The sequence below is a fragment of the Algoriphagus marincola DSM 16067 genome (assembly GCF_000429405.1).
GTDB classification, from domain to species: domain Bacteria; phylum Bacteroidota; class Bacteroidia; order Cytophagales; family Cyclobacteriaceae; genus Algoriphagus; species Algoriphagus marincola.
On the sequence record NZ_AUBU01000002.1, the window covers coordinates 240,888 to 254,277 of the forward strand.

The window sequence follows — 13,390 nt, forward strand, 5'->3', positions numbered from 1 at the left end:
TTTAGTTTCGTTTTCGAATTAAACTCACTAAATAATGCAGCGAATATTCTTGATTTTAGGTCTCTTTTTGACCGTCAATTTAGGTTTAGCACAGGAGCCCATATACAAGGGAAATTATGAACTAGCTTCCCGCTTTGCTCCTGCCAAACTTCGCAAAATGATTTTCTCAACTTCTGTCAATCCTCATTGGATGAAGAAGTCTGACCGATTCTGGTATGAATACGAAACTAGTGATGGAAAACGCTGGTATGTAGTCGACCCGGTAAGGAAAACCAAGACCGAACTTTTTGATCGGGACAAACTGGCTGCGGAAATAACCAAAGCAGTGAAAGACCCCTACGACGGTCAGCATCTGGAGCTTGATGACTTGAAACTTCTGGAAGATGAAAATACTATTCGGTTCAAGGTGAAATCCACTGCAGATGTGCTAAAGTCTGACTGGGCGGAGATCAAGGAGAAAAATAAGAATGCCAAGGATTCTTTAGAGAAGAAAGTCCACACTTTTCTTTGGAATATTTCGTCTCAGACGCTGACAGAAATAGAGACTGAAAAAGATCCAAAACGTCTTTCCTGGGCAAATATTGCACCCGACTCCTCCAAGGTAGTCTTTGCCAAAAACTTTAACCTTTACTGGATGGATAAGGAAAACTTCCTAAAGGCAGTGAAGGATGAGAAAGATTCGACTATCGTGGAAAACCAATTGACCACGGATGGCGAGAAAGATTATGAATATGGCTGGGGAGGCCGAGGAGACGATAATGTGGAGGAAGAAAAGAAGAAGAATGACCGAAAGCGGGTGGGTGTACTTTGGAGCAGTGATTCCAAGCAGTTTATCTTAACTCGAAGTGATCAACGAAAAGTCAAAGACCTGTGGGTCATTCACAATACCCGGGATCCAAGACCCACTTTGGAAACCTACAAGTATGCGATGCCAGGTGAAAAGGAGCAGCCACAAACTGAATTGTTGCACTACTCCTTCGACTCTGAAGAGATGAGCAAGCTTCCTATCTCCACCTTTAAAGATCAGACGGTCAGTCTTTGGTCGACTACCCCTCCGGCAAATACCAGAGACGATGACTTCCGACCAGCAACTTGGTTGGGAGATTTGGATGAGTTTTATTTTGCTATCACCAGTAGAGACTTGAAGCGAGTAGATGTCTGCCGCTGGAATATCACTACCGGTGAAAAGGAGGTCTTGATCGAAGAGCGTAGCAATACTTACATAGATTTTGACAAGTTGGAGCTGGTCGGAAATGACATGATCTGGTGGTCTGAGCGTGACGGTTGGGCACATTTGTACCTCTATGGAAAAGATGGAAGCTTCAAAAGACAATTGACTTCAGGTCCATTCCATGTAAGTGGTGTGGCTAGAGTAGATGAGCGTAATCGAAAAGTTTACTTTGTAGCAAACGGACGTGAAAAGGATGAGGATCCTTACTATGAACATCTATACAGTGTCAGCATGGATGGTGGGGCAATCAGTCTTCTCAATTCTGGCAACTTCAATCACAGCATCGAGATAAATGACAATGCTTCATTTTTTGTCAATAATTTCTCCCGAGTGAACACAACGCCTGTTTCTGTCCTCATGGATAGAAACGGAAATAAGGTGATGGATTTGGAAACAGCCGATTTGTCCCAGCTTTTTGCCGCAGGCTACCAATTCCCAGAACCCTTCAAGTTTAAAGCGGATGATGGAATTACGGATTTGTACGGGGTGATGTACAAGCCTTTTGACTTTGATTCCACACGGAAATATCCATTGGTACAATATGTCTATCCAGGTCCTCAGACTGAGGCCGTGAATAAGTCCTTTGGAAGAAGCATGGACCGAACAGACCGTTTGGCGCAGTTTGGTTTTGTAGTTGTGACTTTAGGAAATAGAGGAGGACATCCTGCGAGATCCAAGTGGTATCACAATTATGGATACGGCGACCTGAGAGATTATGGCTTAGCAGATAAGAAAGCTGCAGTAGATCAATTGGCAGACCGGCACTCCTTCATCGATAGAAATCGAGTAGGAATTCACGGTCACTCCGGTGGGGGTTTTATGTCTACGGCAGCAATGCTTGTTTATCCTGAAGTGTTCAAAGTAGCTGTTTCATCTGCTGGAAATCATGAAAATAATATTTATAACCGCTGGTGGTCTGAAAAGCACCACGGCGTGAAAGAAGTTGTCACTCCAAAAGGTGATACCACTTTTGTCTACCAAATAGAAAAGAATCCCGACTTGGCTAAAAACCTAAAAGGCCATCTGATGCTCAGCACCGGAGATGTGGATAACAACGTGCACCCGGCGGGAACAATTCGAATGGCCGAAGCACTGATCAAAGCTGGGAAACGATTTGAATTTGTGATTTTGCCAGGTCAGCGTCATGGATACGGACCCATGGCCGAATACTTCTTCTGGAAAATGGGAGATTACTTCGTGCGGCACCTCTTGGGTGATAATACACCGCCTCCTGTAGATATGGTTGAGATGCAGCGGGATAAGCCGCAGGATAAGTAGATAGTTTTTGAAAGTAGTGAATTGTAAGTGGTTTGAAATGAAAAAGTTTAACGTTTCAGGTCTTAAATTAGTCCACCCGAATTTTAGTTAAAAATCAAGTGTTGATAAATGATAAAGCCCGGTTTCGTGTAGGAATCGGGCTTTTTTAGTGGTTAGCAATTTGGAATCTTAGTCGATTTTTTTGATTTGAATAGTGTAATTCACCGAATCATCAAACTCCTTGATGGGCATGCGGCTTTGGGGGTCAGGTAATTGATAGATAGGAGGCATCCCTACTCTAAACTTAGGGTTGGGTAATAAGTCCATATACCTTTCTGGATTTAGACTCTTGGGTAAAAATAAAAAACCACTGTCCAAGAGTATCCTGCCTTTACCAATAGAGTCTATGTTAAATTCAGGAAGTGATTTCCACCGGTGCTTCAGTGTATCCTTTTGAGAATCACTGAGCCATTCTATTTTTTCCTGTGCAAAGGCCAATCCTATAGTGCTGAAAAAAAGAATCAACGTAATCCCTAGATATTTCATAGCTAATGTAATTTATTGAATCATTAAACTATGAAATTCTAAAATTTAGTTTTTACTTTTTTAAGTTAAAATTTATTAGGAGCAAAAGAAATTACCATATTTCAAGGCCTTAAGTATCAATCGACTTCTATCTCTGCTTTTCTTCCAGTTTGCGAAGTTTAAGGCCAGAAATAAACCCTCAAGGTTTAGAATCAGGGTGCTTCACTCTCTCTCCTTCAAGCTTCCAGCTAGAAAGACTATGACAAAGCCATCATTGTGTATCATCATATCAATCAATTTCCTTTTCAATCAAGGCCAAAATGTATTCTAATTTGTCCATGAGAGGCAGGTAATGCGCCTCCTCAGTAGCTTGAGTCGTCAGAATAAAGATCAATAGTCGGTTTTCAAAAGACACAGATTCTAAAATCTGCAGATTGCTTCCTGAAAAATCACCTTTTGAAATCCCCAACGCCTGAGTAACCCCGGCATCTTCAAAGACTCTCCGGATGCTATATCCTTCTTCGTCAAATACATTGATCACTTTTTCTCGCTGTATGCTTAATTCATTTTCCTGAGAGTGAATATCCTCCAAATTAGCTAACCAATCGGTGAGGGATTTCCTCAAGTCTGGATTGGATACATCTTTGAGACTTCCCGAATTGATCATTTCCATTAGCAGGGAATTGTTTGGGCTAAAGGAAATTTCGAATGCCAATGCCTCAAAAACCCATTGGGAGAATTGACTTTCTAAAAGGTTGGAGTCTTTTGGGTCAGCTTGGATGATTTTCTTGGCATTTTCAAGATTGTTTCGGTTGACTTTGATCAATTCCTCTAGTTTGAATTGACTGATCTGAAAATCCTCCTTCAACCCCTTAAGGTACACTTGCTCCTTGACCCGGTTTTGATTAATGACGTTGTCGTTATTGATAGCTAGGGCAATCATTATCCCAATGACTAAAAGGACCACTTCTCCCAAAGCATAGAGCAAATATTTTTGGATTTTACCTTTGGAAATAATCTCTTGTCTGAATTTTCTGAATAACCTGCTCATGAGTGTTGGTGGGATATTGAAATCTAACCTAAGTGATTCTAATAAAAAAGCCTGAAAAAAAGAGAGAAAATGGGTAGGAATGGTCTAAACACCCGATAATCTTCATCACGACGATTCCAGTAATGACCATTTTGATATAAAGAAAACCTCTTCGATCTGGAATTTCTTTAGGCTATTTTTCTAAGTCTAATCATTTGAAAAAATGGAGACTTTTATCAGCTTTTTTTCACAAAAATTCATTTCTGCAAAACTGACATGGGTAGTAAAGCCTCATAGTTTTTATCAATCAAAAAAAAATTCATATCAATAAAATTTTTGGTAATTTCGTAAGACTTGAAATTTACAATTAACTATAAACGATAACATCATGAACAATCCACACGAAAACGGCGGTAGCAGCTATTCTGTGAATGGAGACATCAGCAAATGTCCTTTTCATAATGGCCCTACAAAGGCAGCTGCCGGCAAAGGAATTCAAAATGTTGATTGGTGGCCCAATCAGCTGAATTTGAATATTTTAAGACAGCACTCTTCTTTGTCCAACCCAATGAATGAAGATTTCAACTATGCAAAAGAATTTGCATCCTTGGATCTTGCAGAGGTGAAAAAGGATATCGAAGAGGTGCTTACTACTTCTCAGGAGTGGTGGCCAGCAGATTACGGTCACTATGGTCCATTTATGATTCGTATGGCATGGCATAGTGCCGGTACCTACAGGGTTCATGACGGACGAGGTGGCGCAGGTAGCGGTTCTCAGCGATTTGCTCCGCTAAACTCATGGCCAGATAACGCCAACTTGGACAAGGCTCGTTTGTTGCTATGGCCAATCAAACAGAAGTATGGCAAGAAGCTCTCTTGGGCTGACCTAATGGTCTTAGCTGGTAACGTATCTCTTGAATCGATGGGCTTCAAGACTTTCGGTTTTGCAGGAGGTCGTGAAGATATTTGGGAGCCAGAGCAGGATATTTACTGGGGTTCAGAGGCCGAATGGAAAGCACACAGAAGTCCAGAAGCTTTGGAAAATCCACTTGGTGCGACTGAAATGGGATTGATCTATGTCAACCCAGAAGGTCCTGGAAACAATCCAGATCCAAAAGAAGCAGCTAAGGCGATCCGTGAGACTTTCGGTCGTATGGCTATGAACGATGAGGAAACAGTAGCATTGATTGCTGGTGGTCACTCTTTCGGAAAAACACACGGAGCGGCAAATCCTGATGAATATGTAGGACCAGAACCAGCGGCTGCTTCTATCGAAGAAATGGGAATGGGCTGGACCAGCAAATACGGTTCAGGTTCAGGTGCTGACACCATTACTTCTGGACTAGAAGGTGCATGGACATCTACCCCAGCTAAATTCAGCCATGACTACTTTAAGTTCTTGTTCGAATATGAGTGGGAATTGACTAAGAGTCCAGCAGGTGCTCATCAATGGGTAGCTAAGGATGCAGAAGCGATTATCCCTGATGCACACATCGAAGGTAAGTTCCATAAGCCATTCATGTTGACTACGGATTTGTCTATGCGATTTGATCCGGAATATGAAAAAATATCCAGAAGATTCTACGAAAACCCGAAGGAATTCAAAGATGCTTTTGCTAGAGCTTGGTTTAAATTGACTCACCGTGATATGGGGCCTAAGGCTCGCTATGTGGGTTCTGAGGTTCCTGCTGAAGATCTCCTATGGCAAGATCCTGTTCCTGCGGTAGATCACCCATTGGTAGACGAAAAGGATATCGAAGGTTTGAAGGCAAATATCCTAGCTTCAGGCCTAACTGTTTCCGAACTGGTAAGTACGGCTTGGGCTTCTGCTTCTACTTTCAGAAACTCTGACAAGCGTGGTGGTGCCAATGGTGCACGTATCCGTCTGGAGCCTATGAAGAATTGGAAAGTGAATAATCCAGCTCAACTTTCTAAGGTATTGGGTACTTTGGGAAGCATCCAAGAAGAGTTCAACAGCACTGCTGATGGTGGAAAGAAAGTTTCCCTAGCTGACCTAATCGTATTGGGTGGCTGTGCAGCTGTAGAAAAAGCAGCAAAAGATGCTGGATATGAGGTGAAAGTTCCTTTCACTCCAGGTCGTACTGATGCTACTGAAGAGCAGACTGAAGTTCTTTCTTTCGAATACCTGAATCCTATCGCTGATGGCTTCAGAAATTACATGTCCGAAGGCTGCGAAGTAAAAGGAGAAGAATTGCTAGTCGATAAGGCTCAATTGATGTCTTTGACTGGTCCGGAAATGACTGCTTTAGTTGGTGGTATGAGAGCACTCAACGCCAACTGGGATGGATCAAAGCACGGAATCTTCACTGATAAGCCAGGACAATTGACCAATGATTTCTTTGTGAATGTCCTTGATTTAGGAACCACTTGGAGAGCTACTAATGATAAGAGCAACATTTTCGTAGGTAGTGATCGCAAGACAGGTGAGCCAAAGTGGACTGGTACTCGAGTTGACTTGATCTTTGGATCTAATTCCGAGCTAAGAGCTTATGCCGAAGTATATGGCTGCGCTGACGGAGCTGAGAAGTTTGTCCACGACTTCGTGAAAGTTTGGGATAAGGTCATGAATTTGGATCGCTTCGATCTTCATGATTAATTAATCATAACTTATAATATCAAAATGGCTCTCAAATGGGAGCCATTTTTTTTGCTTTTTGAAGAATGGAAAATAAGATCGTTGCGAATTCCATTAGAAAGTACCAATGATTTAAACAGCTTTCCACTTTAGTGGTTTTTATAAAAAAAATAATCATGAAGATTCTCCGATATTCAATTCTTGTTTTAGGTTGCATCCTGCCACTTATAGCCTGTCAGGCTCAGAATGGGTCTCAAAAAGATGATTCACCTTATAAATTCAAAAATCCCTCTTGGGATGGAACAGGCAAAATCTACATGGGGCGGGAAATCTCCCATATTATGGGTTTTGCAGGAAAAGACTGGTTGGAGCGTGATAGTAGAGAGGGGGAAGAAGGGGTCTCTTTAGCGGTAAAAAACTTACCATTGACTTCAGAAAGTGTGGTCGCTGATATCGGTGCGGGTTCCGGATACTATACTTTTCGCGTGGCAGAAAGAATTCCCGATGGAAAAATATACGCAGTCGAGGTTCAAGATGAGGCATTGAATTACCTGGACCGAAAACGAAAAGAACTAGGGTTTGAGCAGGTAATTCCCACCAAAGGAAGCTCTAAATCACCCAATTTACCTGAAGAAGCAATTGATGTAGCCTTTATGGTGGATGTTTATCATGAATTAGAGTTTCCACAAGAAATGCTTCAATCCATTCATCAATCTCTGAAACCCGATGGTAAATTAATTCTAATCGAATACAGAGGTGAGGACCCGACGATTGCGATCAAGCCACTTCATAAGATGACCGCTCGCCAAGCTGAAAAGGAGCTGAAGGCAAATGGGTTTAAGCTGGTAGAAAACGGGAAATTTTTAAAGATTCAGCACTTTTTAGTGTTTCAAAAAGTCTCGGATTGAGTTTTAAAGGGTGTAGCCATTAAGAATTACTCCGTCCGAAACTCGCTTTAAATAGGTAGCGGCCGATCCATCAGCTCCAACCTCGCAGACTCGGTAGCTTGGAAATGGATTTCCCCAACTGCCCCCAAAATGCCCAGACCAAAGAAAAGGCTTCTTCCGGTAAAGCATAACCCCGTCTACGTCATGGTCGTGTCCGTGGAAAGTTGCCCGTACATTGGGATAAGAAGCAATCAAATCCATAAATCCCTGACAGCTGACTCCATGACGAGTCCAATCATTTTGAGAAATATGAATGAAAACCATGACATGGGGAAGGGTGGAAAATTCATCTAAAGTCTGTTTGGCATAATCAAGATCAGCACATAAATAATCACCTTTTGGATTGGAGCAATTCAGCAAAACCATCCCCAGCTCGTCTTGATGAACTTTGGAAAAATTGGAAGTTTGATTCCAGATTTGATTCCAAGTCTCCTCATCCACTCGATCATGATTGCCTTTCGTCACAAAATAGGGGTGCTGCACTTGATCATAGACCTTTTTGACTTCAGGCATCAAGCTTGGCTCGTCATGAATCAGATCTCCATTGAAAACCACAAAATCCACATCTTTTTCTTTATTGATCGCTTGGATTAGATCTTGATGGCTTTTTTCAAAATCGGTATTAGGTTGTCCGAAATGACCGTCTGAGGCAGTGATAAACTTAAACTTTGTCTCCTTTGGGAGTTGCATTTTGCCAAAAAGATAAAAAGGAAGCGTCATCGTAGAAGTAGTTAGGATTCCAAGTTTTTGCAAAAAAGGCCTTCTATTCATCATTACAAGGGTTTGTGTCAGGCTTTTAAAATATTGGCAAAATATAGTCAGGATTTGGAGAATTACCGATTTTCATGCTTAGCCTTTGTCGCTGAAACATGACCTTTTGAGTAATTGGGATTTGCAAATCCATTTTTGGAAGCTATCTTAAAACGCGAAAAGCATGCAAAATGAAAGAACCCTTCTATAGGCTTCGATCATTTCTTTTTTCCAATAAACCTAAACTAATCCTATCGATCAAAAAGCACATCATGAAGAAGAATTTCCAGATTATTGACAGAAGAGATTTCCTCAAGAAAACTGGCCTTGGGGCAGCTGCTCTTGCACTTTCACCAGCCCTTCTTGCACAGGCACAAGCCAATGGTAAATTGAGGATTGCCCAAATTGGAGTAGGTGCGATGGGGGTTGAAGATTTGAAGGCTATTTCCTCACATCCACTGGTGGAGGTTGTAGCCCTTTGTGATGTGGATAGTACTAATCTTGGGAAAGCTGCTGCTGATTTTCCTCAAGCGAAGACCTATGCGGATTACCGGGTGCTTTTGAAAGAGCTAAAAAAGGATATCGATGCAGTAGTTGTCTCTACTCCTGATCACACCCATGCTCCGGCTTCCTTAATGGCGATGAAAATGGATAAGGCGGTTTATTGTCAAAAGCCTTTGACGCATCATGTTTCTGAAGCCAGAGAAATGAAGAAAGTAGCTGAGAAAAAAGGCTTGGTTACGCAGATGGGTATTCAAGTTCACTCATTCTATGATTACAAATTGGCTACGCTTCTGATTCAATCTGGAATAATCGGAAAGGTGCATACTGTCAGAGCTTGGTCTCCCAAAAATTGGGGAACAGATGATCCCATGCCGCAAGGTAGTGATCCGATTCCTGCTGATCTAGACTGGAATCTTTGGCTAGGAACCGCACCTGAGCGGCCGTATAAAGAAGGAGAGTATCACCCGGGCAACTGGAGAAAGGTTTTGGATTTTGGTTGTGGAACTCTAGGAGATATGGGAGTTCATATTTTTGATACACCCTACAATGCACTTGCTCTAGATGTACCTAGAACGATCAAAAATGAGTGCCGACAGCCTTCCGGTTTCGGATTTCCTGAAAATAATATTGTAACCTACGAATTCCCTGCTACGCCTTACACAGCAGAAACTTTGACTTGGATATGGTCAGACGGACCAGGTGCGCCTGCGGATCATCCAGATCTCGCCCTTCCTAATGGAGACAAGCTTCCCGATCAGGGCGCCATGTTTCTTGGGGAAAAGGGTAGATTACTACTTCCGCACTTTATGCAACTTCCTCGCTTGATCGTGGATGGTCAATACAAGGAAATGGACATTGCTCAATTTAATCTAGGAGAGCCTGTGAAAGACTATGCCGCAGAAAGTAAGAAGCACTATCATGAATTTGTAGATGCATGTTTGGGGAAAACAGAATGTAGTGCGCCATTTTCTTATTCGGCAAACCTGACAGAAACGATCCTGCTAGGAGTGATTGCAGGACGATTTCCTAACGAAACGCTTCACTGGGATAGCAAAAAGGCCCGTTTTGAAGAAGAAAAAGCCAATGAGTTTTTGGATGGGAAATACAGGAAGTTTTGATTTAGTTCTTACTAGCAGCTAAAAAGCCTTCGAATTCAGAAGATTCGAAGGCTTTTTAATGGATTTGGGAAACTTATCCGTTAAAGATCAGTTTGAAAGTAGTTCCTTCACCGAGCTGCGACTTGACTTGAATATTTCCCTTGTGGCGGCGCATGATCTGCTTGGAAAGGCTTAGGCCGATCCCAGAACCTTTTTTCTTGGTAGTGAAAAATGGTATGAAAATTTTGCTCAAAGCTTCCTCCTCTATCCCTTTTCCAGTATCACAAACTTCCAAGATGATTTTCCCTGCCTCATCAATAAATGCTCGAAGTCTGACTAGCTTTTGATCGGAATCTTCCACTGCCTGAATTGCATTTTGCACCAAATTAATCAGTACTTGTTCAATTTGTGTTTGATCTCCAAATAGAATCAACTCCTCCGGATCAAGTTCCTTACGAAATGTGATTCCTTTGTTCTCCAACTGATGGTGGAAAAGTACCTGTAGCTGATCGAATAGCTGAGAAAGCCGGATACTACTAAACTTCGGTGCTGGGATATGCGCCAAACTCCTGAAATCCGATACAAAATTGATCAAACCTTCTGAGCGTTTTTCTACCGTGGCGATACCCATCAGATAGTCCTCCAAATCCGAGTCTGAAACTGACTCTGCATGCTCTAGTTTTTGCTCGATGTCGCTTTTTATCGTACCGGCAAGAGAGGAAATAGGAGTAATGGAATTCATTATCTCATGGGTCAGCACCTTCACGAGATTTTGCCAGGCTTCCATTTCTTTCTCTTCGAGTTCGGATTGAATGTTTTGAAGTGATACCAGTTTAAATTGCTCCCCTCGCATCATCAGCTCGATGACATAGACAGAGAGTTGCATAATGCCGTCTGGATGGGCTATTTTAATCAGTTCGCTACCTCCGGTCTTTAATTCATGAATCGCTCGATAAAGCTCTTTATTGACAGACTCTATCTGCTCGATGTTTTTGAGTTCGTCTAAGTCCAATATGCGTTTAGCAGCGACATTCAAAAGTTGGATTTTCCCATCTTCCCCAAAAGTGATAAGACCTATGCTCAGGTGTTTAAATACAGAGCGGAAGTACTGGTAGTTGGCTTCCTTTTCGGCTTGATCTTCTTTGAGTTTGGCCAGAATGGCATTGAATTCTATATGAAGATCATCAGTCTCTGTACCGTCAAATTTGACAGGGTAGACCTGCGAGTATTCATCTTGCTTAATATTGTCCAGGAAGGTCCGGACCTTTTTAAATGAACTCTCAGCGTATCGAAGAAAGAATATGACTTGAATGATTACCAAAATGATGAAAAGGGAAGTCATAAATACGCCCCATTCATCTGCAATAGAATATCCTAAAGCAAAGAGGGAAAAAGAGAGGAGGGCGATTCGCCCCAATAAGCCTACCTTAAAGTCCATACTTTTCTAATCTTCGGTATAGAGAAGCTCTGGTAAGTCCCAACTCCTTGGCAGCTTTAGAAATATTTCCACCGTTTTTGTCAATTGCTCGCTGAATCGTGGAGCGCTCCATGTCATCCAGGTTCAAGTTGGTGGAGACAGGGGCTTTTTCGGAAGTAGGTTTCGCTGATAGGAAAAAGAAATCTCTGCTATCCAATTCATCCCCTTCGGACATGATGATAGCCCGTTCGATGGCATGCTGAAGCTCTCGGATATTTCCTGGCCAGGAATAACGCTGAAGTAGATCCATCGCAGAGTCAGTAAATCCGCTGAGCGTTTTTCGGTACTTCTGCCCGTAGATTTTCAGGAAGTGATTGGCCAATTGAGGTATATCATCCTGACGCTCCCGAAGGGGTGGAAGGAAAATCTCTACTGTATTGATTCGGTACAACAAATCTTGCCGAAAACCATTGTCCATGATCATTTCATGAAGGGGCATATTGGTTGCACAAATCAGGCGAATATCCACTGGGATAGCCTTGTTGGTACCAATTCGTGTCACCTCGCGTCTTTGCAATACTGTCAAAAGCTTTGATTGTAATGGCATGGATAAGTTTCCAATTTCATCCAAGAATAGTGTGCCCTGATCCGCTACTTCAAATCGTCCTGCCCGATCATCTTTTGCGTCGGTAAAGGCTCCTTTTTTGTGTCCGAAGAGTTCTGACTCAAACAGTGTTTCTGTAATGGCACCCATATCCACACCGACAAAGATTTCATCTTTTCGAAGGGATCGTTCATGGATCGCTCTGGCGATTAATTCTTTACCGGTTCCGTTTTCTCCCAAAATCAACACATTGGCATCTGTTTGCGCTACTTTGTCGATTATTGAAAAGATGTTTTTCATAGAAGCCGAGCTCCCGATGATATCCGTGTAAGGTTTCTTAAGGTCGGTTTGAAGGGTCTTTTGCTTTTTCTGGAGTTTATCAACTTCGTTGTAGCTTTCCTTTAGCTTGATGGCAGAGGAAAGGGTGGCAATCAGCTTTTCATTTTGCCAGGGTTTCAAAATGAAATCGGTCGCTCCTTCTTTCAGTGCCTGCACAGCCATTTCCACATCACCAAAAGCAGTAATCAAAATCACCACTGCCTTGGGATCGATCTCCTTTATTTGCTTTAGCCAATGGAAACCTTCCTTTCCGGAGGTAGTATCTTCCCGAAAATTCATGTCCAAAAGAATGACGTCATAGTCATTGTTATTGACCAAAAAGGGAATCCTTCGGGGATCCTTTTCGATCATCACTTCCTTGGCATGCTTTTTCAAAAGCATTTTTGCAGCGAAAAGCAAATCTTCATTATCGTCTATGATGAGTATTTTTCCCAGATTTTGGTTTTCCATGGTTGCTGTTTTTTCTGGTTAATAGGGGAAAATGATGCCAATCCATTATTCCCGCTTAATTCAAGGGTTTTGAAGAAAATATGTCCGTTTTTGTACATAAATATACTGAATTCGGACACTTTGTCTGCGATACTGTACGGTTTTCTCCCCCGGCTTATTCTTTGTACCTTTGTAGGCGAACAAAAAGCAAATAGAATTATGACAGCAATGAAAGGTGATACCGTTGAGGTACATTACACCGGAAAATTAGAGGATGGAAGCGTTTTTGACTCGTCTGTGAATCGTCAGCCACTTGGTTTCAAACTAGGTGATGGCAATATGATTAAAGGTTTTGACGATGCAGTTCATGGCATGGCTGTAGGGGATAAAAAGACTGTAACTATCCCTGCTGCCGAAGCCTATGGTGAGCGTCGTGACGATATGATGATTGATGTGCCTAAGGAGCAAGTTCCTGCTAACATCAGCCCTGAAGTTGGAATGCAGTTAACCCTGCAAGGCGGAAATGGGCAGCCAATGCCTGTAACCGTGACTCATGTAGACGAAGAAAAAATCACGCTTGATGCCAATCATCAGTTGGCTGGAAAAGACTTGATTTTTGATATCGAGTTGATGAAGATATCCTGATCTTAGGATCAAGAGTAAA

10 protein-coding genes are annotated in these 13,390 nt (G+C 42.2%); 5 read left to right on the plus strand and 5 right to left on the minus strand.

The window, feature by feature from the left end; translation table 11 throughout:
• The first annotated feature begins 34 nt into the window (after positions 1-34).
• Entirely contained in the window at positions 35-2,509 is a 2,475-nt protein-coding gene (locus tag G457_RS0104170) for a S9 family peptidase (protein ID WP_026945342.1), read from the plus strand.
• Positions 2,510-2,677: 168 nt separating this feature from the next.
• On the opposite strand, the gene G457_RS0104175 is transcribed toward G457_RS0104170, so the two are convergent.
• Positions 2,678-3,034 (minus strand): hypothetical protein, encoded by a 357-nt coding sequence (locus G457_RS0104175; RefSeq protein ID WP_026945343.1) that lies wholly within the window; start codon positions 3,032-3,034, stop codon positions 2,678-2,680.
• Positions 3,035-3,302: 268 nt separating this feature from the next.
• A complete protein-coding gene (locus G457_RS0104180) occupies positions 3,303-4,064 on the minus strand; it encodes a DUF6090 family protein (protein WP_026945344.1) in 762 nt (253 codons plus the stop codon).
• Between the two features lie 367 nt (positions 4,065-4,431).
• On the opposite strand from G457_RS0104180, the gene katG reads away from it, so the two are divergent.
• Positions 4,432-6,660, plus strand: coding sequence for a catalase/peroxidase HPI (gene katG, locus G457_RS0104190; protein WP_035483119.1), 2,229 nt, complete (start codon positions 4,432-4,434; stop codon positions 6,658-6,660).
• A 155-nt stretch (positions 6,661-6,815) separates the two neighbouring features.
• A complete protein-coding gene (locus G457_RS0104200; RefSeq protein WP_026945346.1) occupies positions 6,816-7,547 on the plus strand; it encodes a class I SAM-dependent methyltransferase in 732 nt (243 codons plus the stop codon).
• 3 nt (positions 7,548-7,550) lie between these two features.
• On the opposite strand, the gene G457_RS0104205 is transcribed toward G457_RS0104200, so the two are convergent.
• The gene (locus G457_RS0104205) at positions 7,551-8,360 is read right to left on the minus strand and encodes a metallophosphoesterase family protein (RefSeq protein ID WP_248602816.1); all 810 of its coding nucleotides are present in this window, start codon (positions 8,358-8,360) and stop codon (positions 7,551-7,553) included.
• 248 nt (positions 8,361-8,608) lie between these two features.
• Between G457_RS0104205 and G457_RS0104215 the strand changes: the two genes are divergently transcribed.
• Positions 8,609-9,958, plus strand: coding sequence for a Gfo/Idh/MocA family protein (locus G457_RS0104215; protein WP_035483227.1), 1,350 nt, complete (start codon positions 8,609-8,611; stop codon positions 9,956-9,958).
• Between the two features lie 73 nt (positions 9,959-10,031).
• Here G457_RS0104215 and G457_RS0104220 read toward each other — a convergent pair whose 3' ends face one another.
• The gene (locus tag G457_RS0104220) at positions 10,032-11,375 is read right to left on the minus strand and encodes a sensor histidine kinase (protein WP_026945349.1); all 1,344 of its coding nucleotides are present in this window, start codon (positions 11,373-11,375) and stop codon (positions 10,032-10,034) included.
• Positions 11,365-12,747 (minus strand): sigma-54-dependent transcriptional regulator, encoded by a 1,383-nt coding sequence (locus G457_RS0104225; RefSeq protein ID WP_026945350.1) that lies wholly within the window; start codon positions 12,745-12,747, stop codon positions 11,365-11,367. Before G457_RS0104225 ends, G457_RS0104220 begins: the two co-directional genes overlap by 11 nt.
• Positions 12,748-12,942: 195 nt before the next feature.
• Between G457_RS0104225 and G457_RS0104230 the strand changes: the two genes are divergently transcribed.
• Entirely contained in the window at positions 12,943-13,371 is a 429-nt protein-coding gene (locus tag G457_RS0104230) for an FKBP-type peptidyl-prolyl cis-trans isomerase (protein ID WP_026945351.1), read from the plus strand.
• Positions 13,372-13,390: the final 19 nt, after the last annotated feature.